The organism is Rhizobium sp. C104, assembly GCF_022354505.1.
Taxonomy (GTDB): Bacteria; Pseudomonadota; Alphaproteobacteria; order Rhizobiales; family Rhizobiaceae; genus Rhizobium; species Rhizobium redzepovicii.
In genome coordinates this window covers 363,615-388,276 of the sequence record NZ_CP092350.1, presented here as the reverse complement: position 1 = coordinate 388,276, position 24,662 = coordinate 363,615, and the positions used below count along the sequence as shown (strand labels likewise).

The following is a 24,662-nucleotide window of genomic DNA, read 5'->3' as shown; positions in this document are numbered from 1 at the left end:
CACCTCGACGCCGCCAGTCACAAAGAAGGCTGCCGAGTCAATGGAGGTGGAGACCGCTTGGACATTACCTCTTGCGGCTTGTTGACTCACCCGCAGTTGAACAATAACTTGCTAATTTGGTCGTTGGGCTTGTCCTCACATGACGGATCAATTTCTTCAGCGTCGTCTCGCTGTCATCGTCGTTGCCGATGTGGTGGGATATTCACGCCTGATGGAGGCTGATGAAGTCGCAACGCTGGCGAACCTCAGGGAACTCCGTTCTGGCGTTATCGAGCCGGCTGTGACGCGCCACAACGGTCGCATCTTCAAGGTCATGGGCGACGGCTTCCTGATCGAATTCGGCAGCGCGGTGGACGCGGTCGAAGCAGCGCTGGAAATGCAGCGGGCCACCACGACTGTCGAGGCTTCCGGAGATCGACGACTACTTTTACGTGTAGGCGTCAATCTGGGAGATGTCATTGACGATGGTTCAGACGTCCTCGGCGACGGGGTCAATGTCGCGGCGCGCTTGGAGACGCAGGCCGCGCCGGGAGGTATCTGCATTTCAGCCGGCGTTCACGACGAGATCGTCGGCAAGATCGGCGACCGGTTCTTCGACGCAGGCGAACGCTACCTGAAGAACCTGACTCGCCCCGTCCACGTGTGGCATTGGCCGGATGCGCTGGAAAGCATATTGCCGCTGCCCGACTGTCCGTCGATCGCTGTATTGCCGTTCACGAACATGAGTGGGAATGAAGCCGACGCGCCTTTCGTCGACGGCTTGACTGAAGACCTGATCACCGACCTTTCCCGTACGGCCGGCCTGTTCGTCATCGCGCGCAATTCCGTCTACGGCTACAAGGGCAAGCCGGTCAACGTAAAGCTGGTCGCCCAGGAACTCGGCGTCCGCTACGTCCTGGAGGGGAGCGCCAGACGCGCAATGGGCCGTGTCCGCATCAACGCCCAACTGGTCGACACGGCTGACGGCGGGCACTTGTGGGCCGAGAGGTTCGACAGGACGGTGGAAGATGTTTTCGAATTGCAGGATGAAGTCAACGCCAAGATTGTCGAAGCCCTCGTCGGCCGGCTGACCATCCCGACGCCGCGCAATCGGCCGAAGAACTTCGAGGCCTACGACCTGTGTGTGCGCGCCCGCCTCCTGACGGAAGAGTCGCCGCAAACCGAGCGTGAGGCCTATATGCTGCTCCAGCGCGCGGTCAAGCTCGAGCCATCCTATGCCGAGGCGCTCGGCCTGCTCGCCTATAACCGTTGGCTTGCCTGGACTCGATTTCGGCGAGCCCCAAGATCCTAACCGTGAGATGGCGACGACATCGGCGCAGAAGGCGGTCGAGCTGGATCCAAACGATGCCGGCTGCCGTTACGTTCTGGGGACCATTCTGGCCTATGAGCGGCGATGGGTGGAATCGGAGGCCGCCTTCGCAAAGGCCCTGGAGCTGGACCCCAACCACGCCGACACCTGGGCCGCCATGTCTGATATCTCAGTGCTAGACGGCAGGGTTGCCGACGGACTGGCGCAGATCGAAAAAGCTCTGCGGCTCAATCCCTACCCACCCTGCTGGTATCTTTGCCATCTTGGGCAGGCGCAATACGCCGCGCGTGACTATGAGGCGGCAACCGCTACGCTCCGCAGGAAAGACACGTATCGTACCAACTCACGCAAATTCCTGGCTGCTGCGCTTGCGCAGTTGGGCCACGGTGAGGAGGCGCGGCGAGAAGCAGAATTGTTCCTGATCGCCCACCCTCATTTCACGATCGGCCATTGGCTCAGCTCCCAGCCGCTGCGCGATGCATCTGTACGAGACCACTTTGTCGACGGCTTCCGAAAGGCCGGCCTGCCTGAGTGATGCGGGACGTCTCTCAGGCCTCGGATTTTGTGGAGCCTACGGAAGCTGTGGGACGACTGCCGGCGATGGAATGCAATCACTCGGTGAGGCCAGCTTTGCGCAGTCCATCCACAATGCGCTCGAAATCGGCGGGGTTCTTGTAGGGCAGCACTTTGCGCCTGTGCTCCAGGGAATAATCGGGATTGATCCGGAACACTTCCTCCCACTGCCCGCGAGCCTCCGCCAAGCAGCCCAAGTGACCATAGCTCGCCGCCAGCAACACACGTGAGATGTCGGTGGCTGGATTGCGGACTAGTCGTCGCTTCAGGAAGACAACGGCCTCCTCGTACCTGCCCAACTGGAACATCGCCTGCGCATGGAAGTGCAGAAAAATGTCTGGATAATATGGATTCAGGGCGATCGCCCGCTCGAAGCAGACGAGGGCCTCGTCGGATCTGCCCGCATAGTGCAGCGCGTTTCCGAGGCTCTCGTGGCCCTCGACAAGATTGGGAGCAAGCGTAATCGCGCGTTCAGCCTCGCGGATGGCCACGTCAAGTCGTCGCAGGTACAAGTTGACGACGGCCAGCGCCCAATGTGCGTACGGATACCGATCGTCGAGCGCCACCGCCAGCGTCGCAGCCTCGGTCGCCTGTTCCAGCGATTTCGACGGCGATCGGCTCCACTGGTTAACGTAGGCCAGCCCGTGCGTGACGGCGAGGAACGCGTGCGCCGGGGCGAATTTCGGGTCCAGATCGACGGCGCGCTGCAGCAATTGCCGGCCCTGAATGTTCTGCTCTCTCGTCAGCTGCCACATGTGTTCACGGCCCCGCAGGAAGCAGTCATAGGCTTCCAGATTTTGCGTCTGCTCGGTCGCGAGCCGCAGGTGGTCCCCGGCCGTCAGCTTGAGTTCCAGAGCGCCGACGATCTGCTGCGTGACGTCATCCTGCACTGCGAAGATATCGGTCAGGTCGCGATCGAAACGCTCCGCCCACTGATGCCCGCCGGTGGTGGCATCAATCAGCTGCGCGGTGATCCTCACCTTGTTGCCGGATTTGCGAACGCTTCCTTCCAGCACGTAGCGCACTTTGAGACTGTCGCCCACTTCCTGCACGTTCACATTCCGGCCCTTGAAGGTAAACGACGAGTTGCGAGCGATGACAAACAGCTGCGACAGCTTCGATAGAGCTGTGATGATGTCTTCCGAGATGCCGTCAGCGAAGTACTCCTGCTCGGCATCGCCGCTCATGTTGACGAATGGCAGCACGGCAATCGAGAGGTCCAACGGCAATGCGGCCGGCGCACGAGCAACGGCGGCGGCGGTCACTCCTGGCTTTACCTCCGCGGCGGTGCCGACCTGGAGCGAATAGATCCGGATCGGCTCGGCAATGTTCTTGAGTTGCGTGTTGCCGAGATCGCTGACGGAGAGATCGAGTCTCGCCCTGACTTGGCGATAGGCGTCTTCGGACAGGCAAATAGCGCCGGGGGCCGCGATACCCTCGAGACGCGAGGCGATGTTGACGCCGTCGCCCATCAGGTCGCCATCGAATTCCTCTACGACGTCCCCCAGATGGATGCCGATCCGGAACTCGATGCGCCGATCCTGCTGAACGCCGGCGTTGCGCTCGACCATGCCGTTCTGCACCTCGATGGCGCAGCGCACGGCATCGACAACGCTGCGGAATTCGACCAGCGCTCCGTCACCAGTGCGCTTGATGACACGGCCGTTGTGCACTGCGATGGTTGGATCGATCAGGTCGCTGCGCAGTGCCCGCAACCTTGCCAGGGTGCGATCTTCGTCCTCGCTGGCGAGCCGGCTGTATCCGACTACGTCCGCGGCCAGAATTGCGGCCAGCTTGCGATTCTCGCTCATAGAGCCGTCCCCCATCTCCACGATAGCAGGAAGACAGAGACAGGGGAACTTCTGCCCAGAGCGATCTCGGCTGAGATCAAGTTCTCTGGTGCATTTGCGACCTACAGCGTGTTCGTCGACGATGTCTGCTTTCGGGCCGGGAGCGGTCAACTGTCGCTGTCGCCTTGCCACTGATGTCGCAAAGTCGCGCCTCGACCCGAAGCGGCCCCTAACGCCCATCTAGGTAGCCGAAATTTTTACGTCAGATTCTGGGGCATGTGGCGTCATTGCTGCTTCCTTGACGATTTACCTTCCATTAACATCCCTTCCGCACACAGAGGAGTTCCGCCATGAGCGAAGACGCCTTCAACATGTCGATCCGCAAGTTCCTGAAGGAAGTCGGCGTCACCTCGCAGCGCAAGATCGAGGAGACGGTGCGCAAGGGGCAGTTCGATGGCAAGACGTTGAAGGTCCGCATGACGCTAACGGCGGAAGGCACCGGCCTCAACCACGTGGTGGACGGCGAAATTGAACTTCCGTAGGCCGGGCGAAGCGATCGTGCGAACCGTCCGGCTGCCCCAAGTTCATGGTCCACGCCCGCGCGCAATCGAAGCATGGCCGCTCTGGACCGACTGCGGTCTTCCCCTTCGCGCCACAAGCGGCCAGAACTGGTCATACAAACAAGTGGTGAGCATTACTGATGCTCCGTTCAGCTCGGAAGATATTCCCGGCTCCATCTCTCGCTGACGTCCCCGCTTGCGAGCAACTGGCCAATGTCTGTTTCGCTATAGCCCAGTGCCAACAATATCTGTCGCGTCGACCCTCCGTACTTTTCTGCTGGCGGTAACGCAAAGACTTTTGCATCCGCCGGTCTGACACCATAGGGATCGAGATACGTGACCACATGACCGCTTGGATGGTCTTTGTAGGTCGAGAAGGAGTAAGTGCCGCGATCAATTCCCGGCTGACCGTCAGGTGACCGGGTCGACGAGGCGCGAATTGTCTCAATGTTATTACAGATCGACGCGCCGATATCTGCGGCATGGAAGCGCTCGATCCATATGGCCGCAGAAACGGTCGGAATGACGGTCTCAAGCGTTCGTTCCCATTCGCCGCTCGGCAGGCCAGGTAGCATTTCGAACCCGGCCACATGCTGAAAACGGGTCAGGTCTTTCCGTGAGGCGGCAATCACGATCCAGGCATCCTTTGCCTGGTAGAGCTGATGCAAGGCATCATAGCCGCGTGCTGCAGGTCCGGACGGTTCGTTGAACTCCGCTCGTCCGGCATAATCGTAACAAAACGGCATCTGGGGGAGAGCGCTGAGTGCGGAGAGCGACGTCCGCGCTCGTCCAGCCTTCCCGGACTTGCGCTTCTGGTAGAGGGCCGCAGCAACCGCGAGCGCCGCACCGAAACCACACATCACGTAACCGCGATCAAAGGTGGTTCAGCTGGCAAGACTGGCGCGAGGCGCGTGCTCCGGGCTCCGCCGTCATCGACGGTGGAATTGAGGTGACAAATCACTGCATCGCAATCCACGAGACGCTCATCCACGGCATAGCGCTCGGATGGAAGGGTGTCATCGATGAGTTGCTCGCCAATGGACTGTTAGTCACACTGGACGACGAACCTCTCGTCTCTGACAGGGGCTATTACCTCGTAGGACCGGCCGCCTTCTTCAACTCGCGCATTGGTGCCAGGCTGCTGGCGACACTGACAGCGGGCTTGACATATCACTTCAAGCGACAGTAGCTAAATGTCCGCTTAGGGGATAACCGCCATGGCTCAGATGCGCCGAAAGCCTAAGTCCGGGCGAAGCCAGGTGCCCCCAGCTTGCGGGCGGTGGATTTTGAGCAGCCAGTAGGTCAACCGGTCGCCCGACGCGGTCAACACGGAAGCCGCGTGCCGGCTCCCTGTCCAATAGCATGGTGGCGTCCCGCAGCTCGAGCCTTCGATGCTGCGGGTCGTCAATCAGGCCTCGGATTTCAGCTTGCCGCCGACCGCCCAGGAATCCTTGGCGATCTCCGTTATCAGGATTTCCACCGATTCCGGCGGGCATGCCAGCGTTTCGACGGCGGCCTTGGTCGCTTCGCGGGCGAAGGCGCGTTTCTGATCGTCGGTGCGGCCGGGATGCATCTGCAGGTGAAGAATAGGCATGTTTTCTCCTTGGTCATGTCGGCAATGTCCATCGCCTTGGCTCGGACGTGACCACTATGTTGCAAATGCTCAGGTTGATAAATAAGCTCTGTGTATCGTCATTCGAAACCTACAGGTAGGCAATCATGGACAAGCTGGCCGGCATGGCGATGTTCGTCCGGGTCATCGACAACGGCAGTTTCGCGGCGGCCGCGGAGATCGCGCAAGTGTCGCCTGCCATGGTCGCCAAGCACATCAAGACCATCGAGACCCGGCTGGGGTCGAAGCTGATCCATCGCACCACGCGACGCCATCAGCTCACAGAGGTCGGCCAGCTCTATTACGAGCGCTGCAAACGGGCGCTTTCCGAAGTGGCGCTGGCCGAGGCTTCGGCGAGCGAACTGCAATCGGCGCCGCGTGGACGTCTTCGCGTGGTGGCCCCCGTCAGCTTCGGGACGCAGATCCTGGTGCCGGCGCTGATCGATTACCAGAACGCCTATCCCGACGTCAGCATCGAGCTGTCGCTCGACAACAATGTCCATGACCTCGTCGGCGAGGGGTTCGAGCTCGGCATCCACATCGGCCCGCTCTCCGACGACAGCCTGGTCGCCCGCCCGCTGACGCCCTACCGGCGGATTCTCGCTGCCTCGCCGGATTATCTCGCCCGCCATGGCCGGCCGACCTCGCCGGAGGCTCTGACGAACCATCTCTGCCTCGGCCACTCCTATTGGCGCATGCAGAATCGCTGGCACTTGGTCGGGCCGGGAGGCGAAATGCGCGATGTGTTGATTTCCGGAAAATTCTCCACCAACCAGGGGGCAGCCCTTCGCATGGCCGCACTCAGCGGTGCGGGAATTGTGCTCCAGCCGGAACTGCTGCTCGCCGCCGATATCGCTGAAGGCCGGCTTGAGCAGGTGCTGCCGGAATGGTCCTACAAGCCTGTTCCGATGTCCCTCGTCTACGCGCCGAACCGCCGGCCGACAGCGATGCTGCGGACGGTGATCGATTTCCTGGTGGAACGGTTTGGCTAGTGAAGCTCGGTCGAGGCCGACGGCCGTTACAGTGCGGAGGCCTATAAGCTCGCGCTCTCAGCCTACAAGCCGATCTTTGCTGATCTCGAGGCGCTGTCGGCGCACGGCTTCGTGGACACTTGCCTTCGAGACGGTGCCGGCAGGAAGTTATTCGCTGGAGCACGTCCGGCGGCGGCATCTTCCGGATTACCGCCGAATTGCGTGAACGATCCGAAGGGTTGAGAGCGGAACGGGAAAGCGGAATGCCGCATACAGCGGGGCGGCATCATTTCGAGATTCGGGATCAAGTGGCATTGCGGGGCTATGGCTACTACACGCCACAGGCGGCTGCGGGCAATTTCCGCTTTGCGCGCCAGAAGCGGATGTGGCTCTCGCTCGAGGGGTGACCGATTTGTGGCCGAAGAATGAACCCGCTGCGCGCGGGAGGGCGTCTTGCAGTGTGCTGCGGCGCAGGGGCGAGTGGTGGCGAGATCGGTGATGTAACCAGGCGGCTCTCCAGAATAGCTGGTGCTCATACCGTCGGTCGTCTTCCCGGTCGGGAAGTTTAGCAACAAACGAGCGTTCTCTCACCGAACGGCAAGACCGCTATCGGCGGATACGTCTATCTTTGACTGTAGCTATCGGGCGTTCATTAGCGAATCCTGATGTTTGCCCTCGCCACGAACGCACATAAGGCGTACGTTTGCAGGTCGCTGGCTGGGACCTGATGGAGCCAGCGACTGAGAGCGGGAGGCGCCGCCTTAAGACATGGCGTGCTTCTAACTCGCCTCGTTCCGAGCGCTCTCAAGACTGCCCGCCTCGGCCGGCCTCTCCTTTGTGCGATTCCGGCCGCTGTGACTTTTATGCCTGGAGGAGAAATCAGCCTTTCACACTGGAGGAGAAACCATCATGTATGATCTTGCACGCCGCGAATTCATCGTTCAAGGCAGCGCAGCCGTCGCCGCACTGGCGGTCTTCACTTCACAGTTTGCCCAAGCCTTTCCAAGCCGGGCGGGTGAGACCGTGATCCCGTGGCTAGACCAGCCGCAGCCCAATCCCGTTCCGGCGGTCATCCAGAGCCAGCTTGTCTGGGAGGATATGGATTCATGGGTGACACCAAATGAGAAGTTCTTCAGCATCGCCCATTTTGATCGGCCAACCATTGATGCGAATGCCTGGAAACTGGAAATCGATGGGTTAGTGAAGAAGCCTTTAAGCCTGTCGCTTGCCGACCTCAAGGCACGGCCGCGCCAGGAGGTGGTTTTCACGGTGGAATGTTCGGGCAATCACGGTTTTCCATTTTTTACCGGCGGCATTGGCAATGCCCGCTGGGCTGGCACACCGCTCGCCGCCCTACTTGAAGAGGCAGGCGTGAAGGAAAACGGCATCGAAGTTGTTTTTTGGGGCACTGATGTCGGCGAAATCGCTCTCAAGGACGATAATCGCGACGTCAAGATGCATCAGAATTTCGCCCGCAGCATGTCGCTCGCCGATGCGATGAGCCCCAACAACATCCTCTGCTACGAGATGAATGGGGTCGCCCTGCCGCCACCCAACGGTTCCCCGATGCGGCTCATCGCACCCGGCTGGTATGGTATAGCCAACGTCAAGTGGCTCAAGCGCATCGAGATACGCAACACGCGCTTCATGAGTTTGTTGATGGGACGAGACTATGTCACCATCCGCGAAGAAGAGCACAATGGTGAGACCGTGTGGGCCGAAACCTCAGTCGGCCGTGCATTGCTGAAGTCCGCGCCTGCCAGAGTGACGCGTAGCGATGCCGGATACCGGATCAGCGGTGCAGCGTGGGGCGCTCCAATCGCCAAGGTCGAAGTGAAGGTTGATGATGGCCCATGGCTTGAAGCGACGATCGACCATGGTGAAGAAGCTGAATTCGCTTGGAAGGTGTGGTATCTCGACTGGAAAGACCCATCAAAGGGCGAGCACACGGTCACCTCGCGCGCCACTGACATGGCGGGACAAATCCAGCCTGCCATGGATGATCCCTGGATTACCAAGAAACATACTTACTGGGAAAGCAACGGCCAGGTCACGCGCCGCATCGGCATTGCTTGAGAAGGTCTACGAGCCGGCCATACACCTCAAGGAGGACCGATTTGACCTCATGCCGAACATGGGGTCATTTCGTCATTGCTGTCGAGCAAGCGTATTTCGCGTGCGCGGAACGAACTTCCGCTTTTAGGCGCGAAGCAGTCTTTAAGTGATCCAACCTTGGATGGCTTCCTTGGGCCGAAAGCGACGAATTGTCTCGGCGGAAAGTGCGCGAAGCGGGCACACCCATTGTGCTCCAGGTCATACCGATAGAAATCGCGGATAGCCATCGCATTTGCCGGTGATGGAAGGTGATCCCAATCTGGGAAATTGTCGTTATCGTCCGGATAAGACTTGCACCACAGCAGCCTCGGCCTCAGGCGACGGACCATCCACCGTCCACCAGCAGGTTGGCGCCGGTAATCAGGCTCGCAGCCGGCGATGCCAGGAAGACGACGGCACCCACCACATCATCGGTTTCACCGATCCGGCCGAGTGGAATGTGATCGAGCGTCGCTTTGCGATTGTCGGCATCGGAGAGAAAAGGTGCTGTACCATCGGTGTGGATGAAGGTCGGCGATACGGTGTTCACGGTGATATTATAGGCTGCCCATTCGGCGGCAAGGCAGCGCGTCAGGTGATTGATTGCCGCCTTGCTCATGCAATAGATGGCCTCGCCGCGCAGCGCCACGGTGCCGGCCTGCGAGCTGATGTTGATGATCCGGCCGCCATTGCGCTTGATCATCTGACGCCCCACTGCCTGCGTCATCAGAAAGGTGCCCTTGATGTTGACATCGAGGATCTCGTCAAGGTCCTTCTCCTCAACGAGTTCCGCAAGATTGCCGGGAGCCACACCGACATTGTTGATGAGGACGTCGATCCGGCCGAATGTACCAAGCGCTGCATCGACGGCTTGGGCGATATGGGCCTTGTTGGGAATATCCAGTTCAACAGCGAGAATTTTTCGTCCCAGCCCCTCGAGTTCGGCAACCAGTCCCGCCGACGCCGCGACATCGCGGACCCCCAGAACAATATCGGAACCCGCTGCGGCACAGGCAAGCGCGCAAGCTCGACCGATCCCACGGCTCGCTCCCGTCACCAAAGTCACCTTGCCCTCAAGGCTGAAGTCCGGCGCATTCTTCTGCATGATCGTGCCTCCCTCGATGACATCAATTTATGACAGGGTCGCCGGGCGGATGCCAGATATTCCACAAATCACGGGGGTCGGAGAATGCAGCGCCAGGGTTCAAGAGAGCCCTCATCCTGACGCGCCCCGCAGGGGCCTCGAAGGACGAGGCGGGCGTGCCGACATCAGGCGCAACAAACCCAATCGCTGCCGGCTTCGCCCACAAGCAGACATGCCGTTTTGGCAGCTTTGCTAGTTGCGGCGCTTCGATGGGTGTAGACTGCCGGCACGATTGCATGGTCATGCAAGGCAACGATGATGGGCACCCCCGCGCTCGACCGGAAGCTGCTGGCGATCCTCGCGGCGGATATGGTCGGTTACTCCAAAGCGATGGAGGCCGATGAAGCCGGCACCATCAAGCGGCTGAAGGCGATCCGCGCCGAGCTGATCAATCCCGCTATCTCTGCGCGCCATGGCACCATTATCAAGCTGATGGGCGACGGCGCGCTCGTCGCCTTCGACAGCGTGGTGGATGCGGTTGCCTGCGCCGCGGAGTTTCAAAATGCCGTGGCGGCGCGCAACGCCGAGCTGCCGCAGCGGGAGCGCATCATCTTCCGCGTCGGCATCAATCTCGGCGATGTCGCCCTGGTGGATGGCGATCTCTATGGCGATGGGGTGAATGTCGCCGCGCGGCTGGAGCATTTGGCCGAGCCTGGCGGGGTGGTGGTGTCAGGCACGGCATACGATCATCTCCAGGGCAAACTCGACTGGCCGCTCGATTTCGCCGGCGAGCAGCAGGTCAAGAACATCAGCCGCCCGGTGCGGATGTATCGGCTGAGGCTCGACGGCAAACGGGCGCGTCGCCCGCTCCGCGCGATGATGCCGCGCTGGACCAGGATGGCTGCGGCAGCGATCGTGGCGCTGGCTCTTGCAGGCGGCGGGGCCGCCTGGTGGTTCCTCCAGCCCGAACCTCAGAGCGGCAAGCCGTCGGTGGCGGTGCTGCCCTTCGACAATTTCGGCGGCGACGAGGCGAGCGGGCGTCTGGCCGATGGCCTGACCGAGGACATCATCACCGATCTCGCGCGGTTTCCCGAATTCGAGGTGGTGGCGCGGAATTCGACGGAAGTTTACAAAGGCAAGCCGGTGGATGCCCGCCAGGTCGCAACTGCGCTCCATGTCGGCTTCGTCTTGGAAGGGTCGATCCAGCGGCAGAGCGGCCGGGTGCGGATCACCGCACAGTTGATCGATGCAAAAACCGGCCATCATCTTTGGTCGGAGAATTGGGATCGGCCCGCCGAGGACGTGTTCGCCGTTCAAACCGAAATCGCCGAGCAGGTCGCCAACCGCCTCGGCGGCGGCGTAGGGCTGATTCAAGAGGCCGGGCGGGCCGCCGCCAAACGCAAACGGCCTGAAAATCTGAATGCCTATGATTATTATCTGCTCGGCTCCGAGAAGATCGAAAAGCTCACCAAAGCCGATGACGAGGAGGCGATCACCTTTCTCAACCGCGCTGTCGCGCTGGACCCCGGGCTGGCGCGGGCCTGGGTAGAGCTTTACCACGCTCATGATCTGATGGGCGTGTTCGGCGCCGATCCCGAGGGCAACCGCAAGCTGGCCGCCGATGTGGCCGAACGCGCCGTGCGGCTTGATCCGAGCGACGCCGAAGCCCATGCGGTGTTCGGCATGAGCCTTGCCAACAAGGGCGACATGGGCCGCGCCAAGTCCGAATTCGACACGGCCCTTCGCCTGGCTCCGGGCTCGTCCGAAATCCTGACCTTTTACAGCGGCTTTGCCGCCCGCTTCAACGAGCCGGAACGCGGTGCTCAAATGGTCGACAAGGTTATGCGGCTCGACCCGAACTATCAGATGTGGGCGTCCAATTTCTTCGCACCTGCCTATTTCATGGCGGGGCGGTATCAGGACGCGGTGACGATGCTGGAGCGCATGACGCCTGACAACTACCAGAGATGGACCTGGGTGGTGCGCAGCAGCTCGCTTGCGGCGCTGGGGCGAGCCGACGAGGCGAAGGCTTCGGCCACGGAAGCTCTCAAACAGCACCCCGAGGTGACCGTCGAAAGCATGATCAACGAACCCGGCCTCAGCGCAATCGAGCGCCACCGCTTCATAGAGACAATGCCGCTCGCCGGCTTCCCGGCATGCGCCAGGCCCGAGGCACTGGCAAACCTCGCCAAACCGGTGCGGCTGCCGGAATGCGAGGCGAAGGCGAAGCCTCTCGGCCAGCCATAAAACAGCTCTGCAACGCGCGCCACTCCAAGAGAGCCCCATCCTGAGGTGTCCCGCAGGGCCTCGAATGGAGGGCGGGTCAGGCGTTGATACACGCAAGAAGCAGCGTTGCTGCTTGCTTCGAGGCTTCGCCCTTTCGGGCTGCGCATCTCAAGCATGAGGGACGTTGGAGGATGCCGCGCCCCAATAATTGCCGAGCCTGACTTACTCCAGGCCCGCCAGTCGCAAGCCCTCGATGTATCTGGCGCGGTCCTCCGCTCGGATTAGCGGGTGGTATTTCTCGACCCAGGCGATGCTGAGGTTTGGCTGCAGGCGCTTGCACTCGGCGAGACCCTGTCGTGCAACTTCCAAATCACCAGTGAGGCCCGCGGCTGCCGTGAGCGTCCGCCAGGCAGTACCGAAGTCGGGCCGTAGTTGAACAGCACGCCGCTCGGCAGTAACCGCGTCGGCGTAGCGGCCCGCGATCAGATGGCATAGGCCTTCGATCGATAAATTCGCGGGCTGCGCGAAGTCGCGGGGGCTCAGTCGACTCGCGATTTCCAGCTGGCGATAACCCTCTTCCGCAAGCCCTGCATAAGCGTAGGTGACGGCCAAAATGACTCGCGCCAGTGCGAAGCACGGGTTGCGTTGCAAAGATTCATCGAGTTCTTCAACTGCTGGGCCGAAGCGCCGCGTAAAGGTAAAGATATAGGCGGCGGCCAGATGTCCCCAGGGATCGTCTGGATCGAGGTCGATCGCCCGTTGGGCAAGAATCAATCCGTCAGATACGCCACGCTCGAAATCCATATTGCCGAGTGCAACCCGCGTGGCGAAAATCCAAGCGAGCAGACTACGCGCCCGCGCATAACCGGGGTCAAGTTCGATAGCCCGCTTCAGCAGTGCTATCCCCGTTTCGTCTTTTTGCGAAACCCATGTCCAGATATAGGGCATTGCTCGCACGACGCAGCCCCAGGCGTCGAGGCTCTCCGGCGGCTTACTCTGCAGGCGAAGGTTCTCGGCGGCGTAGAGCTGTGGCTCAATCGCTGCGGCAACATTGGCGGTGATCTCGTCCTGCAGCGCAAAGATGTCGGAGACAGGCCGATCGTAGTGCTCCGCCCAAATGTGGTTGTCGCTGGTCGCGTCAGCAAGGTGACCAGTGACCCGTAGACGATCCCCTGCCTTGCGAACGCTGCCTTCCAGGACGTAGCGAACGCCAAGTTCACGAGCGACCTGACGGCTGCTCACTGCCTTGCCCTTGAAAGCGAAGGTCGAATTGCGCGCGATGACGAGGACGCCTCGCGCCTTCGACAAGGCGGTGATGATGTCTTCGGTTATGCCATCACCAAAATACTCCTGTTCCGGGTCGCCGCTCATGTTCTGGAATGGCAGAACAGCAATCGACGGTTTGCCGAGTGACGTGGCCTGCCCGGGTGGGCCGACTGTGGGAGGGTTCACAACCCGCACCCTGAAAGCGCGGACCGGATGCTCGATGTTCTTCAGTGCCTGCTCACCCATATCGTCGAAGGCATAGTCAACTTTCCCCGCCGCATCGTCCCGCACGCGGGCCGAAACGCAGATACCGCCGGGTTCGGCTATGCCTTCGAGCCGTGCGGTGATGTTGACGCCGTCACCGAAAATGTCACCATCTTGCTCCAGGATATCTCCGACATTGATGCCGATACGGAAATCCATGCGCATACCGTCGGCCTCGCTGGCGTTGCGACTGGCCATAAGAGTTTGCACTTCGACCGCGCATCGAACTGCATCAATGACGCTCGCGAACTGTGCGAGCAATCCATCACCAGTGGTTTTGACAATACCGCCGCCATTCCTCAGGATAACCGGATCAAGAACGTCGCGGCGATGCATGGTCAGCCGGGAAAGGGTGCCCTCCTCATCAATACCCACAAGGCGGCTATAGCCAGCCACATCGGCGGCGAAAATAGCGCAAAGCCTGCGTTTGGCCTGACCCGTTGGCACCCCCCATCTCCCTTCGGCGGAGATCATACACTGACTCCAAACGGTGTGCGAGCATGCCGCGTTTTTCACTTGCGCCGAGGTCAAGCTCTACCGCTTGGGATTTGGTGGCAACATCTGCTTAGACCGACAGTGGTCAGCGGCGCGCGAGGTTCCTAGCAGCGACACGGGACCGGCTGTCAACGCTTGGCAGGCGGCTTCACAGCCGCCCGCCGCAGCGCAAAGCCCGCCGCCGGGCAGTTGATGTCGAGAACCAGATCATAGGTCTGCTGGTAAAGCGTCTGCGCCAGCGTTTGTTGCCGCGGTTTTCCGAGGCGAGTGCTGCAAGTGCGGTGCGTTTGTACGCCTCGACGATCGGTTCGAGGGCCTTTGCCAGCGCGGCGTCGTCCGACGGCTCGGCCGCCGCATAGGCTGCATCGCCATCGAGCGCAACCGCTTGATAGAGACAATGCCGCTCGCCAGCTTCCCGGCATGCACCAAGCCCTAAGCGCTGGCAAACCAAACCTGTGCGACTGCCGCAATGCGTGGCGGGGAAACGAGGCCTCTCGGCCAGCCATATAACAGCCCTGCAACGCACCGCGCCCCGGTGCCGGCGAGCGGCCCTCCGTAGCGACTGCTTTTCTCCCCGTGAACTTGCCGGCTTAGTCGCCGGATCTTCCGACAACGGCGGCTTCAGCCGCAGCAGGCGCTTTGTGCCGTTGACGGGCCACAGCAGGCAGATGACTTGCGGTTTTCTTCTTTCAGCCATCGGTCGCGGGGTTTGCAGCTTGCCGGACGCGGCGTCAGCTCGACATGCAGAGCACCGCCCTGCACGGTCGGCATCGAGGCACAATAAAGCTGCATCGGCCGGATGCCGTCGCTGACTTCGAAGGTCAGCTTGGCAGAACCATCGAGCAGTACGTGCTCCGACACCTTGCGAATGATCGCCGCAAACTTGCCGGCCGCCATGTGCGTACGATTTTCCTCGTCGAGATCCCAAAGCTGCACGAAGATTTCCGACCAGGCTTCGGGGTTGGCACCGCAGTCAAGCGCGGCGAACTGCCCGGCCTTGACCTCAGTGACATGGTAACCGGATTTCACCGGTCGGCCGTCATAGGAGAAGATCAGCGGCAGTTCACGGACGCCGTCGATCGTCTCTAGCAGGTGACCCAGGCTGATGTCGGTCTCGAGAAGGGGCTTGTCGATCGCATTCATTTCGGCTACTCCTGTTTCAATATTTCAAGGATTGTAGAAATATGGAAGAACGTCAAGCCCTCATGTCATTTGCGGCACTGTCGCAGGAAACCCGGCTGCACATCGTCCGCATGCTTGTCGTCGCCGGGCCGAATGGGATGCCTGCCGGCGCTATCGCTGAGAAGGCGGAGGTTTCCGCCTCCAACGTCTCGTTCCATCTGAAGGAACTGGAGCGAGCAGGACTTATCAACCAACAGCGGGAATCCCGCTCGATCATCTACACCGCCAACTACGAAGGCCTCGGCGCGCTCATCCGCTTCTTGATGGAAGACTGCTGCGGCGGCCATCCCGAGATCTGCGCGCCGGTCGCCGAAGTCGCCGCTTGCTGCGCCCCAGCTCCGAAAGAAAACCTGCTATGACCGCCGATCGCGTTTATAACGTCCTTTTCCTCTGCACGGGCAATTCCGCCCGCTCGATCCTGGCCGAATCCATCCTCAACCGCGAAGGCAAGGGCCGCTTCAACGCCTACTCGGCGGGAAGCCGGCCCAAAGGTGAAGTCCACCCGTTGGCGCTGGATACGCTGCGCGCCCTTGGCTACGAAAGCACCGGGTTCAGTTCGAAGAGCTGGGACGAGTTTGCCGAAGCCGGCGCGCCGCAGATGGATTTCATCTTCACCGTCTGCGACAACGCCGCGGGCGAGGCATGCCCCGTGTGGATCGGCCACCCGATGACGGCGCACTGGGGTATCGAGGATCCGGCGGCCGTCGAAGGTACGCTGATCGAGAAAGGCCAGGCCTTCTCACAAGCCGCGCGTTTCCTCAAGAACCGCATTGTCGCATTCGTGAGCCTTCCGCTCGCATCAATTGACAAGCTGGCGCTTGAAACACAGCTGCGCGCCATCGGCACGATGGAGGGCACGACCAGTAGCCGGGGCGACGTCGCATGAGCTGGGAGCTGGATCGAAGACCGGTGAGCGGCGCAGATGAGGATCTGCGGACGGCCCTGCAGGCTGCCAAACTTCCAATCGATGACCTCGACGAAGACGGCCGCAGCTTCTTCCGGTTCACGGATCGGAACGCGACCGTCGGCTATGGGGGCCTGGAAGACTACGGCAGCTGCGCGCTCCTGCGTTCGCTGGTGGTCCTGCCACAGCAGCGCGGGCACGGTTATGGCGAAGCCATCACCCGGCAGTTGCTTACCCAGGCTGCGCGTGGCGGTGCCAACACGGTCTATTTGCTGACGGATTCGGCAACCTCGTTTTTCGAGCGCTTCGGTTTCGCCAAGGTGGATCGTGTGACGGCTCCTGCGGCGATCCTGCAAACCCGCCAGGCTGCAAGCCTGTGCCCGGCTTCGGCGGCGCTGCTGGCCAAGATAGTCCGAGGGTAAAATCCATGTCTAGTTTTGAACGTTACCTCACGATCTGGGTCTTCCTGTGCATTGTCGTCGGCGTCGCTCTCGGTCATGTCCTGCCCAGCGTCTTCCAGGCGATCGGCGCAGCCGAAGTCGCCAAGGTCAATCTGCCGGTCGCAGTGCTGATCTGGCTGATGATCATTCCAATGCTGCTGAAAATCGACTTTGCTTCGCTCAGCCAGGTCGGGCGCCATTGGCGCGGGATCGGCGTCACGCTCTTCATCAACTGGGCCGTCAAGCCGTTCTCGATGGCGCTGCTCGGCTGGCTGTTCGTCGGCTATCTGTTTCGGCCTTACCTGCCGGCTGACCAGATCGATAGCTACATTGCCGGGCTGATCATTCTTGCGGCCGCGCCGTGCACCGCGATGGTCTTCGTGTGGTCGAACCTGACCAAAGGCGAGCCGCACTTCACGCTCTCTCAGGTGGCGCTGAACGACACCATCATGGTCGTTGCCTTCGCACCGATCGTTGGCCTGTTGCTCGGTCTCTCCGCCATTACGGTGCCGTGGGACACGCTGATCCTGTCGGTCCTGCTCTACATCGTCCTGCCGGTGATCGTCGCGCAGATGCTGCGCCGTGTGACCGACGCCGACCGTCTCGGCGCCAAGCTGCAGCCGGTGTCCCTTTTGGCACTTCTGGCGACCCTGGTTCTGCTGTTCGGCTTCCAGGGCGAACGGATCATCGCACAGCCGGCGGTCATTGCGCTGCTGGCCGTGCCGATCCTGATCCAGGTCTACTTCAATTCGGGCCTCGCCTACCTGCTCAACCGCATGAGCGGGGAGGAGCACTGTGTTGCCGGGCCTTCGGCGCTGATCGGCGCCTCCAACTTTTTCGAACTGGCGGTGGCTGCGGCCATCAGCCTATTCGGCTTCAACTCCGGGGCGGCGCTTGCCACCGTTGTCGGCGTCCTCATCGAGGTGCCGGTGATGCTGTCGGTCGTCTGGATCGTCAACCGCAGCAAGGGCTGGTATGAGCGCGGCGCCGCCGTCCAGACCACGCCACCACCATCAAAAGGGTCTAACATCATGGACGTCACAATTTATCACAACCCCGACTGCGGCACGTCGCGCAACACGCTTGAGATGATCCGCAATGCCGGCATTCAGCCCACAGTCATCGAGTACGTGAAGGCACCGCCCAGCCGCGACCAGCTCGTCAGAATGATTGCGGATGCCGGCCTTACCGTGCGTGAGGCGATCCGCGAGAAGGGCACGCCTTATGCGGAACTTGGCCTCGATGATCCGAAGCTGACCGACGATCAGCTGCTTGATGCCATGCTTGAAAACCCGATCCTGATCAACCGGCCTTTCGTGATCACACCCATCGGCACGCGGCTGTCGCGTCCTTCCGAACTGGTGCTCGACATTCTGCCGGCCACCCACAAGGGGGCGTTCACCAAGGAAGATGGCGAGCAAGTTCTCGATGCCGAGGGCAGGCGCATTGTCTGACTTGCCTGGCGCATCCCTCGATCATCTGCGCCAGCCGAATCTCGACGCATTGCGTCCGGCGTTTTCTCAGCCACAAGCCGCGCATTCTGATCCTCTACGGCTCGCTGCGGGCTGTATCATATAGCCGCCTGCTGGCTCAAGCCGCCCGGCTACTGAAGCATTTCGGGTGCGAAGTGAAGATTTTCGATCCCGCTGGCCTGCCACTTCCAGACGCGGAACCGGTCAACCATCCCAAAGTACAGGAATTGCGTGATCTCTCTGCCTGGTCGGAAGGCCAGGTCTGGGTCAGTCCGGAACGGCACGGCGCCATGACGGGCATCATGAAGGCACAGATCGACTGGATCCCGCTTTCGGTCGGATCGGTGCGGCCGACCCAGGGCAAGACGCTGGCGGTGATGCAGGTGTCGGGCGGCTCGCAGTCGTTCAACGCGATCAACCAGCTTCGTGTCCTCGGCCGTTGGATGCGCATGATTACCATCCCCAATCAGTCCTCGGTGGCGAAAGCCTTTCAGGAATTCGATACGGACGGCCGCATGAAGCCCTCGTCATATTACTATCGCGTCGTGGACGTCTGCGAGGAGCTGGTGAAATTCACCCTGCTGACCCGGGACGCCTCTGCCTATCTCGCGGATCGCTACAGCGAGCGCAAGGAAGAAGCGGAAAAGCTGGAGCAGCGCACGAGACTGAAATCCATATGAGCGGGCGGATCCCGGTCACTGCCATCGTTGCCCTCGGCATCACGCAGAATATGGGCTACGGCACGCTCTACTACAGCTTCAGTATTCTGGCACCTGATATGGCGGCCCATTTCGCGTGGTCGACCGAATGGATCTTCGGCGCCCTCTCGGTCGCGCTGCTGATCGGCGGGCTGACGGCGCCGTGGCTTGGCGGCCTTTTTGATCGCATTGGTGCCGGGTGGGTGATGACCATAGGCTCGGCCGTCGCCGCCGCAGCCTTGCTCGCCTGCGCCTACGCGTCGGGGAGGACGTCCTATGTCGCCGCCCTGATCGCGATCGAGGTCGCGGCCAATCTGGTGCAATACGGCGCGGCGTTTGCGTTTCTCGTGCAGCTCCGGCCGGAAGTGGCATCGCGCAGCATCGCCTACCTCACGCTGATTGCGGGTTTCGCCTCGACAATGTTCTGGCCGATCACGGCAGTGCTGCAGGCGCAGATGTCCTGGCAGAATGTGTATGTGATATTTGCCGCCCTCAACCTGTTCATCTGCCTGCCGATCCATGCGTGGCTTTCTCACGGCGCAGCAGTGCAACGGAAAACAGCAAAAATTGCCTCGCCGCGCGTCGAGGGTATCCTGCCATCAGAGCGTCGTCGCCTGGGGTTCCTGTTGATGGTAGCGGGGTTCTCGCTGATGTCGCTTTCCAGCTCGGCGGTGCTGGTTCATATGGTGCCACTGCTGTCTGGCCTCGGCCTCGGCACCACGGCTGCCTTGGTCGGGACGCTGTTCGGGCCCTCCCAGGTCGCCAGCCGTCTCATCAACATGATCTTCGGCAAGAATCTTGCGGCGCTGCATCTGGCCTTGTTCGCGGCTCTTCTAATACCCGGCGGCATGCTAATCCTGCTGCTTCTGGCACCGTCCGTGCCGGGCGCCATGATATTCGCGATGATCTTTGGCATGGGTAACGGCTTGCTGAGCATCGTCACCGGTACGCTGCCGTTGCATTTGTTCGGCAGTGACGGCTATGGCAAGCGGCAGGGTCAGATGATGGCGGCCCGCTTGATCCTGTCCGCGATTGCGCCGTTCGTCCTGGCGCTGGCAATGGCTCAGATCGGCATTCCGGCATCGCTGGCTATCTGTGCAACGCTAAGCTGCCTGGCGATCGTCATGTTCGGATTGATCCTGGTCATGCAGCGGACGGCCGCCCGCCGCTGCAGCGCAAACCTCGCCAAACTGGTGCGGCTGCCGGAATGCGAGGCGGAAAAGGCCAATCCCCTCGGGCAGCCATAGAACAGCCCTGTGCAACATGCGCCGCTGATCACCCCGGCACCGGCGAGCATTGCTTGAGACAGGCCGGCGCTCAGCGGCGGGCGGGCGGTTTCGTGGCGGCGCGGCGCTGCAGCGCGAAACGCGCGGCCGAGCAGTGACGTCGGGGACGAGGTCGTAGGTCTGCTGGTAGAGGCTCGTTATCAGCGGAAGCGACTAGCCCTGCTGTCGCAGGCGTTTTTGCCCGCTTTTCCCTGGTGTTGTAAGAATAGACATCGCGGAGACCGGAACGGAATTGCGCGGGCTGTTGATGGTCCAGCCACCGCCGGGTTCACGAGGCGCTGCCTCGTAAGCCCGTGATCTCCTTCTTCGACATCTAGTCCAATCAACACTTCATCATCCGCGGATATTCCGCGGCTGTCCGTTTGCTGCGCAATTCCCAAGCCCAGGCGCGACGCTCGAACCTCGTGATCGCTGCTAAGAAGTGAGACAATTTGCCCACTTAACTATTACTCAAAAGTAATACATCCTCCAATTGACTTTTCAGAATTCCGGCTGTAATTGCTGTTCGAGTTTTGAAAATACAAGTTGAGTATATGCATCACCTCGGCGAAGTTGTAATACGACGACAAAAAGAAAAGTTGATTGAAATCGTAAGGAAATTTGTAAGCCGGGGACAGCCTTACGTTATAATGAACTTTCCATCAAATAAAGATCCCGGCCATCATGCGAGTTGGCTTGGATTGTCGATGGTATTGCGCGAAGTAACAGGGCGCCTCCCGGTGCTGACTGGCAGTACCGCTCAAAGTATAGATGAGATAAAAACAACACCAGGCAACGCTCCAATATTCATTTGCGGTTGGACCGACTTTGGAGACGCGCGGACGGGCAGGGATGATGTTCGCTACCGTTTGATGTGGAAATATCCGGATCGAACGATCATTCAGATGCCGCAAACGATTCATTTCGCGAACGAGTCCCTCAAGGAATACGCGAAACGTACGATTGGGAGGCATCGCAATTTTTTTTGCATGACGCGCGATGGTCAGAGTTTCGAGTTAGCGAAAGCCAACTTCGATTGTGATGTCGAGGCTGGCCCGGACACGGCATTCGGCATGGGAATGCTGAAACCGTTCGAAGCCGATCCTCTCAGGGTATTATATGTCATGCAGCCTCTTGGAGAGGACGAGGTTGATATAGCGAAAGCGCGAGCGAACGTTGATGGACCTCTTACCAATTGGATCAACGGTTCAAATAGTTTGTCGCGCATGCGCAAGTCGAGCGTCGTCAAGTCGGCGTTGCGGCATGGCTTTAGCCGCACAGAGATGATCGCCCAACATCGTGAGGATGTCGCGGCTCGATATGTCGATTACGGCGTGAAGATCCTGTCCGGCGCGCAACGGATCATCACCAACCATCTACACGGTCATATTCTCTGTCTTTTGCTGAATAAGCCGCATATCGCGGTTGCGAGGGACGGAAGCAATCTACACGACGTCATCGGTAGCCAGACTGGCGATAGCCCTCTGGTGGAGAAAGCGACAAATGCCGGTGAGCTTTTAGCAGCAATGTCTCGCTTGCCGTATGAGATGGGAGGAACTTGGTACAAGTCGAGTAAACCCATGAATCCAAGCCCCGCTATTCCCGCCCCCGATCTAATACCTCAACCCTCCATAGTCTGATTCCCGGTAGGAGCTCACTTTGTCGGTTTTACAAGACGACGATATTCTATTCAGCCATGTCAGTGAGAACCGATCCGCCGCAGCCGTAACCGGTGCCTTCTGGTCGGCGCTGAGCACGCTTATTCCGACAGTTCTGACCTTCGCTGTTTTTGTGGTGACGTCTCGCGTTCTCCAGCCCCAGGATTTCGGTCTTGTCGCGCTGGCATTCAGCATTGTGTCGTTTGCGGGCAGCTTTGGACCAACGGCATTTGGCGAAGCGATTATACAAAAAGCCGAAATCAGGCGCAGCCATCTGGATACGATATTCCTGCTTTCGCTCGCTTTTTCATTTTTGATCTATGGCGCTTTGTGCATAGCCGCTTCGTCAATTGCGGCCTATGTGGGGCATGAGCAAATCACACCCCTGATTTACATCATGGGATTGAAGGTCTTCTTCGACTTCACGGCCGTCGTTCCGAATGCAATTGTCAATAGGAAGATGTCGTTTCATCTGGTAGCCGTCCGCACTGTGATTGCAACCATCACTTCTGCCTGCATTTGCCTTGTTTTGGTTCTCGCGGGTTTCGGCTTGTGGGGACTTGCGATTGCACAGATCGCGGCCACAGCGGCATCATGCGGCGCCGCTTTCTGGGGCGCCGGGTGGCGGCCCGGGCTTTACCTGAAGCGAGCAAGCCTCAACGAGCTCCTTCACTATGGGTTCTTTGCATCCGGCACTCGGTTTTTACAGACGATGAGCTTGGACAACTTGCTCATTGGGGTGCTCTTGAGCCCGGCAGCGCTCGGGATCTATAACTTTTCCAAGCGTCTGTTTGATATGATCAACAACGTCATCGCCGGTGGCTTAACATCTGTCACGCACGTCTTGCTTTCTTCATTGCGAGCCGATCCGAAGAAAGTGCGAGAAGCATTTCTCATGGCAACGTTTGGCTGCGCTCTGGTGTCCTACCCCGTATTCATTGGCCTTGCCGCCGTTGCCGATGATGCGATTACGACAATTTTCGGTGCACATTGGATCGCGGCCGTTTGGCCGGTTCGGTTCTACTGCGTCATCGGATTGATGGCTGGGATCGGCTACGTGCAGGCATCCTTGATCAAGAGCCAAGGAGAGATGGATTGGTGGTTTTACTACCAGCTGGCACGAAACCTCCTCACACTCCTGACGATCGCAATTCTCTATCCTTATGGCGTCACGACGATTGTTTTCGGCATAATGATCGAAGTTTTGTTGTTTTGGCCGATCACCAGTTGGAAGGTTTCGCAGCATATAGAACTGAGTATCCCGGCATACCTGGCGCAATTCCTGCGGCCTACCATTGCCTCTGCAGGAATGGTTGCAGTCGTTTTCTTCCTCCACGAATTGCTCATTCATTGGTCCCCGTATCCACGCTTGGCCGTGGAAATCCTTGCAGGCGGCATGGTTTACTGCGGCCTGATATTCGTTCTGTGCAGAGCTCGTTTAAATATCTTGATCGGCAGTATAAAGCAGGCACGGCAGCGCAAAAGTAACAGGGGTGCGGTTGCCAACCCTGCATGATTTCCAGACCCCACCCGCATAAACCTGTGCTGCGATTTAAAGGATCTGGTGCTCAAGCCGTCATCTGAAATTATCAGAACGTCGCTTCGGTGACGTTCTCATCCACCGCATCCGAACGCCCCTCAGACACAACGCGTAATAGGATAATCCATAAGATGAGTAGCCTCGACCGCGGTTATTCGCCATTGGCGATGGACGATGTAGGAGCCTCGGTTGCCGACCGCAACCGTTACTATACGCTCGATGCAATGCGCGGATTTGCCGCTATTTGTGTTGTCGCTACACATTTCCGGGAGAGCTATGCGCCATCGGCCTATCTAGCAGTCGACTTTTTCTTCGTTCTAAGCGGATTTATAATCGCCGAAATTTATGGAAAACGACTCTCGCGCGGTCTGCTGTTCCAGTCGTTTATGGCGGCCCGCATCAAGCGCCTTTATCCGCTCTATTTGATCGGAATTTTGGTCGGCCTCATCCAGATCATTCTGTTAACAAGCTGGGGGCTGAGAAATCAAAGTGTCATCGACCTGCTGGTGTCGACGACTGCGAACACGTTCTTTCTGCCCAGTCCAATGTATTTCCTTCAAGCGAACCCGATGCAAGGAATGTTTCCAATCAACGGTCCAGCATGGTCGATGTTCTGGGAACTGTTGGTGAATATAGTCTTCGCCCTGTGGCTTTTTCGGCTCTCTATCCGCGTCCTCTGCGGGGTTGCATTGGTCTCGGCTGCATTTTTGGTTTTTGTCGGTTTTAAATACGGTATGTTGAATATTGGCTGGGAGTGGCCCTCAGCGGTAGGTGGCCTGCCAAGGGTGATGTTTTCATTTACCGCAGGGGTCGTGATAAGCCGTCTATTCGGCGGCATGCCCGCTTGGAGGAAGGGCTGGGCCGCCATTGTGCCATGCCTTCTTCTGATGATTTGCATTGCGGCGCCGGTTCCTGTCGTGCTGCGGCCTTACTACGACCTGATGTTCGCGATGGCCTTGGCTCCGCTCATCGTAATGCTTGGCCTCTTTTTGGAGATGCCTGCAAAAGCAGAGGCGTTGGCAACATGGATTGGGTATATCTCCTACCCAATCTACATCCTACATCGAGGCGCGATCGGCGTTTTCAAGCCAGTTGCGGCGTCGATTGGATTGAATAGCCCTCTCGCATTCTCAGTGTTTCTCAGCGCGGTCGTATGTTTCGCTTATGTGACCGCCCGTCTCGTTGACAAAACTATGGCTACGCGGACCCGTCGAACTCGATAACTTGTGCGTCGGCGTTCCCAGGTGTACGCACTTAAA

General features: G+C 59.6%; 20 protein-coding genes and 4 pseudogenes. 17 read left to right on the top strand and 7 right to left on the bottom strand.

The window, feature by feature from the left end; genetic code table 11:
- Positions 1–139 precede the first annotated feature (139 nt).
- A pseudogene (locus MF410_RS26300) lies at positions 140–1,844 on the top strand (adenylate/guanylate cyclase domain-containing protein).
- 76 nt (positions 1,845–1,920) lie between these two features.
- Here the strand turns inward: MF410_RS26300 and MF410_RS26295 are convergent.
- Positions 1,921–3,693 carry an adenylate/guanylate cyclase domain-containing protein gene (locus tag MF410_RS26295; protein WP_097625709.1) on the bottom strand — a complete coding sequence of 591 codons (1,773 nt, stop codon included), beginning with the start codon at positions 3,691–3,693 and terminating at the stop codon, positions 1,921–1,923.
- A 329-nt stretch (positions 3,694–4,022) separates the two neighbouring features.
- Between MF410_RS26295 and MF410_RS26290 the strand changes: the two genes are divergently transcribed.
- A complete protein-coding gene (locus MF410_RS26290) occupies positions 4,023–4,214 on the top strand; it encodes a DUF6494 family protein (RefSeq protein WP_097625710.1) in 192 nt (63 codons plus the stop codon).
- A gap of 167 nt (positions 4,215–4,381) precedes the next feature.
- On the opposite strand, the gene MF410_RS26285 is transcribed toward MF410_RS26290, so the two are convergent.
- Positions 4,382–5,092: a CoA transferase gene (locus MF410_RS26285; protein ID WP_097625711.1), complete on the bottom strand. Its 711-nt coding sequence runs from the start codon at positions 5,090–5,092 to the stop codon at positions 4,382–4,384.
- Between the two features lie 89 nt (positions 5,093–5,181).
- Between MF410_RS26285 and MF410_RS26280 the strand changes: the two genes are divergently transcribed.
- A complete protein-coding gene (locus tag MF410_RS26280) occupies positions 5,182–5,421 on the top strand; it encodes a hypothetical protein (RefSeq protein ID WP_097625712.1) in 240 nt (79 codons plus the stop codon).
- 219 nt (positions 5,422–5,640) lie between these two features.
- Here the strand turns inward: MF410_RS26280 and MF410_RS26275 are convergent, their stop codons facing one another.
- A complete protein-coding gene (locus tag MF410_RS26275; protein ID WP_003594927.1) occupies positions 5,641–5,826 on the bottom strand; it encodes a 4-oxalocrotonate tautomerase in 186 nt (61 codons plus the stop codon).
- Between the two features lie 125 nt (positions 5,827–5,951).
- Between MF410_RS26275 and MF410_RS26270 the strand changes: the two genes are divergently transcribed.
- The 3 genes from MF410_RS26270 (at position 5,952) to MF410_RS26260 (ending at position 8,891) form a co-directional block, all read left to right on the top strand.
- Positions 5,952–6,836 (top strand): LysR family transcriptional regulator, encoded by an 885-nt coding sequence (locus tag MF410_RS26270; protein WP_131710756.1) that lies wholly within the window; start codon positions 5,952–5,954, stop codon positions 6,834–6,836.
- A gap of 242 nt (positions 6,837–7,078) precedes the next feature.
- Complete coding sequence (locus MF410_RS26265) at positions 7,079–7,222, top strand: hypothetical protein (RefSeq protein WP_222134829.1); 144 nt, start codon at positions 7,079–7,081, stop codon at positions 7,220–7,222.
- Between the two features lie 502 nt (positions 7,223–7,724).
- The gene (locus tag MF410_RS26260; protein ID WP_097625714.1) at positions 7,725–8,891 is read left to right on the top strand and encodes a sulfite oxidase; all 1,167 of its coding nucleotides are present in this window, start codon (positions 7,725–7,727) and stop codon (positions 8,889–8,891) included.
- A 352-nt stretch (positions 8,892–9,243) separates the two neighbouring features.
- Here the strand turns inward: MF410_RS26260 and MF410_RS26255 are convergent, their stop codons facing one another.
- Entirely contained in the window at positions 9,244–10,014 is a 771-nt protein-coding gene (locus tag MF410_RS26255) for a glucose 1-dehydrogenase (protein ID WP_097625715.1), read from the bottom strand.
- A 297-nt stretch (positions 10,015–10,311) separates the two neighbouring features.
- On the opposite strand from MF410_RS26255, the gene MF410_RS26250 reads away from it, so the two are divergent.
- Positions 10,312–12,240 (top strand): adenylate/guanylate cyclase domain-containing protein, encoded by a 1,929-nt coding sequence (locus MF410_RS26250; protein ID WP_222134879.1) that lies wholly within the window; start codon positions 10,312–10,314, stop codon positions 12,238–12,240.
- A 201-nt stretch (positions 12,241–12,441) separates the two neighbouring features.
- On the opposite strand, the gene MF410_RS26245 is transcribed toward MF410_RS26250, so the two are convergent.
- The 3 genes and pseudogenes from MF410_RS26245 to MF410_RS26235 all read right to left on the bottom strand — a co-directional run bounded on the left by MF410_RS26245 (position 12,442) and on the right by MF410_RS26235 (position 15,387).
- Positions 12,442–14,223 (bottom strand): adenylate/guanylate cyclase domain-containing protein, encoded by a 1,782-nt coding sequence (locus MF410_RS26245; protein WP_239620503.1) that lies wholly within the window; start codon positions 14,221–14,223, stop codon positions 12,442–12,444.
- Positions 14,224–14,372: 149 nt separating this feature from the next.
- Positions 14,373–14,617: pseudogene (locus tag MF410_RS26240) on the bottom strand (FHA domain-containing protein); the annotation flags it as partial.
- A 248-nt stretch (positions 14,618–14,865) separates the two neighbouring features.
- Positions 14,866–15,387: a DUF6428 family protein gene (locus MF410_RS26235; protein WP_131710758.1), complete on the bottom strand. Its 522-nt coding sequence runs from the start codon at positions 15,385–15,387 to the stop codon at positions 14,866–14,868.
- Positions 15,388–15,428: 41 nt separating this feature from the next.
- Here MF410_RS26235 and MF410_RS26230 point away from each other — a divergent pair, with 41 nt between their 5' ends.
- The 10 genes and pseudogenes from MF410_RS26230 to MF410_RS26185 all read left to right on the top strand — a co-directional run bounded on the left by MF410_RS26230 (position 15,429) and on the right by MF410_RS26185 (position 24,626).
- A complete protein-coding gene (locus tag MF410_RS26230) occupies positions 15,429–15,785 on the top strand; it encodes a metalloregulator ArsR/SmtB family transcription factor (RefSeq protein ID WP_097625719.1) in 357 nt (118 codons plus the stop codon).
- Positions 15,782–16,312: an arsenate reductase ArsC gene (locus MF410_RS26225; protein WP_183777808.1), complete on the top strand. Its 531-nt coding sequence runs from the start codon at positions 15,782–15,784 to the stop codon at positions 16,310–16,312. Before MF410_RS26230 ends, MF410_RS26225 begins: the two co-directional genes overlap by 4 nt.
- Positions 16,309–16,752 carry an arsenic resistance N-acetyltransferase ArsN2 gene (gene arsN2, locus MF410_RS26220; RefSeq protein ID WP_222134826.1) on the top strand — a complete coding sequence of 148 codons (444 nt, stop codon included), beginning with the start codon at positions 16,309–16,311 and terminating at the stop codon, positions 16,750–16,752. The genes MF410_RS26225 and arsN2 overlap by 4 nt, the downstream gene beginning before the upstream one ends.
- Before the next feature lie 5 nt (positions 16,753–16,757).
- Positions 16,758–17,762, top strand: a pseudogene (gene arsB, locus MF410_RS26215) (ACR3 family arsenite efflux transporter); the annotation flags it as partial.
- A gap of 39 nt (positions 17,763–17,801) precedes the next feature.
- Positions 17,802–18,224 carry an arsenate reductase (glutaredoxin) gene (gene arsC / locus MF410_RS26210; protein ID WP_097625723.1) on the top strand — a complete coding sequence of 141 codons (423 nt, stop codon included), beginning with the start codon at positions 17,802–17,804 and terminating at the stop codon, positions 18,222–18,224.
- Positions 18,199–18,922, top strand: a pseudogene (gene arsH / locus MF410_RS26205) (arsenical resistance protein ArsH). The gene arsC and the pseudogene arsH overlap by 26 nt, the downstream one beginning before the upstream one ends.
- Positions 18,919–20,187: an arsenite efflux MFS transporter ArsK gene (gene arsK, locus MF410_RS26200; RefSeq protein ID WP_222134824.1), complete on the top strand. Its 1,269-nt coding sequence runs from the start codon at positions 18,919–18,921 to the stop codon at positions 20,185–20,187. The pseudogene arsH and the gene arsK overlap by 4 nt, the downstream one beginning before the upstream one ends.
- 572 nt (positions 20,188–20,759) lie before the next feature.
- On the top strand, positions 20,760–21,845 hold the full coding sequence (locus tag MF410_RS26195; protein WP_222134823.1) for a polysaccharide pyruvyl transferase family protein: 1,086 nt from the start codon (positions 20,760–20,762) through the stop codon (positions 21,843–21,845).
- Positions 21,846–21,864: 19 nt separating this feature from the next.
- Positions 21,865–23,379, top strand: coding sequence for a lipopolysaccharide biosynthesis protein (locus MF410_RS26190; RefSeq protein ID WP_183854774.1), 1,515 nt, complete (start codon positions 21,865–21,867; stop codon positions 23,377–23,379).
- Between the two features lie 155 nt (positions 23,380–23,534).
- Positions 23,535–24,626 (top strand): acyltransferase, encoded by a 1,092-nt coding sequence (locus MF410_RS26185; protein WP_097625726.1) that lies wholly within the window; start codon positions 23,535–23,537, stop codon positions 24,624–24,626.
- Positions 24,627–24,662: the final 36 nt, after the last annotated feature.

What these genes read in the sequence shown, in the direction of transcription:
- MF410_RS26295 (WP_097625709.1), bottom strand. Translation starts at nt 3,693, where the DNA reads ATGAGCGAGAATCGCAAGCTGGCCGCAATTCTGGCCGCGGACGTAGTC.
- MF410_RS26290 (WP_097625710.1), top strand. Translation starts at nt 4,023, where the DNA reads ATGAGCGAAGACGCCTTCAACATGTCGATCCGCAAGTTCCTGAAGGAA.
- MF410_RS26285 (WP_097625711.1), bottom strand. Translation starts at nt 5,092, where the DNA reads ATGTGTGGTTTCGGTGCGGCGCTCGCGGTTGCTGCGGCCCTCTACCAG.
- MF410_RS26275 (WP_003594927.1), bottom strand. Translation starts at nt 5,826, where the DNA reads ATGCCTATTCTTCACCTGCAGATGCATCCCGGCCGCACCGACGATCAG.
- MF410_RS26270 (WP_131710756.1), top strand. Translation starts at nt 5,952, where the DNA reads ATGGACAAGCTGGCCGGCATGGCGATGTTCGTCCGGGTCATCGACAAC.
- MF410_RS26265 (WP_222134829.1), top strand. Translation starts at nt 7,079, where the DNA reads ATGCCGCATACAGCGGGGCGGCATCATTTCGAGATTCGGGATCAAGTG.
- MF410_RS26260 (WP_097625714.1), top strand. Translation starts at nt 7,725, where the DNA reads ATGTATGATCTTGCACGCCGCGAATTCATCGTTCAAGGCAGCGCAGCC.
- MF410_RS26255 (WP_097625715.1), bottom strand. Translation starts at nt 10,014, where the DNA reads ATGCAGAAGAATGCGCCGGACTTCAGCCTTGAGGGCAAGGTGACTTTG.
- MF410_RS26250 (WP_222134879.1), top strand. Translation starts at nt 10,312, where the DNA reads ATGGGCACCCCCGCGCTCGACCGGAAGCTGCTGGCGATCCTCGCGGCG.
- MF410_RS26245 (WP_239620503.1), bottom strand. Translation starts at nt 14,223, where the DNA reads ATGATCTCCGCCGAAGGGAGATGGGGGGTGCCAACGGGTCAGGCCAAA.
- MF410_RS26235 (WP_131710758.1), bottom strand. Translation starts at nt 15,387, where the DNA reads ATGAATGCGATCGACAAGCCCCTTCTCGAGACCGACATCAGCCTGGGT.
- MF410_RS26230 (WP_097625719.1), top strand. Translation starts at nt 15,429, where the DNA reads ATGGAAGAACGTCAAGCCCTCATGTCATTTGCGGCACTGTCGCAGGAA.
- MF410_RS26225 (WP_183777808.1), top strand. Translation starts at nt 15,782, where the DNA reads ATGACCGCCGATCGCGTTTATAACGTCCTTTTCCTCTGCACGGGCAAT.
- arsN2 (WP_222134826.1), top strand. Translation starts at nt 16,309, where the DNA reads ATGAGCTGGGAGCTGGATCGAAGACCGGTGAGCGGCGCAGATGAGGAT.
- arsC (WP_097625723.1), top strand. Translation starts at nt 17,802, where the DNA reads ATGGACGTCACAATTTATCACAACCCCGACTGCGGCACGTCGCGCAAC.
- arsK (WP_222134824.1), top strand. Translation starts at nt 18,919, where the DNA reads ATGAGCGGGCGGATCCCGGTCACTGCCATCGTTGCCCTCGGCATCACG.
- MF410_RS26195 (WP_222134823.1), top strand. Translation starts at nt 20,760, where the DNA reads ATGCATCACCTCGGCGAAGTTGTAATACGACGACAAAAAGAAAAGTTG.
- MF410_RS26185 (WP_097625726.1), top strand. Translation starts at nt 23,535, where the DNA reads ATGAGTAGCCTCGACCGCGGTTATTCGCCATTGGCGATGGACGATGTA.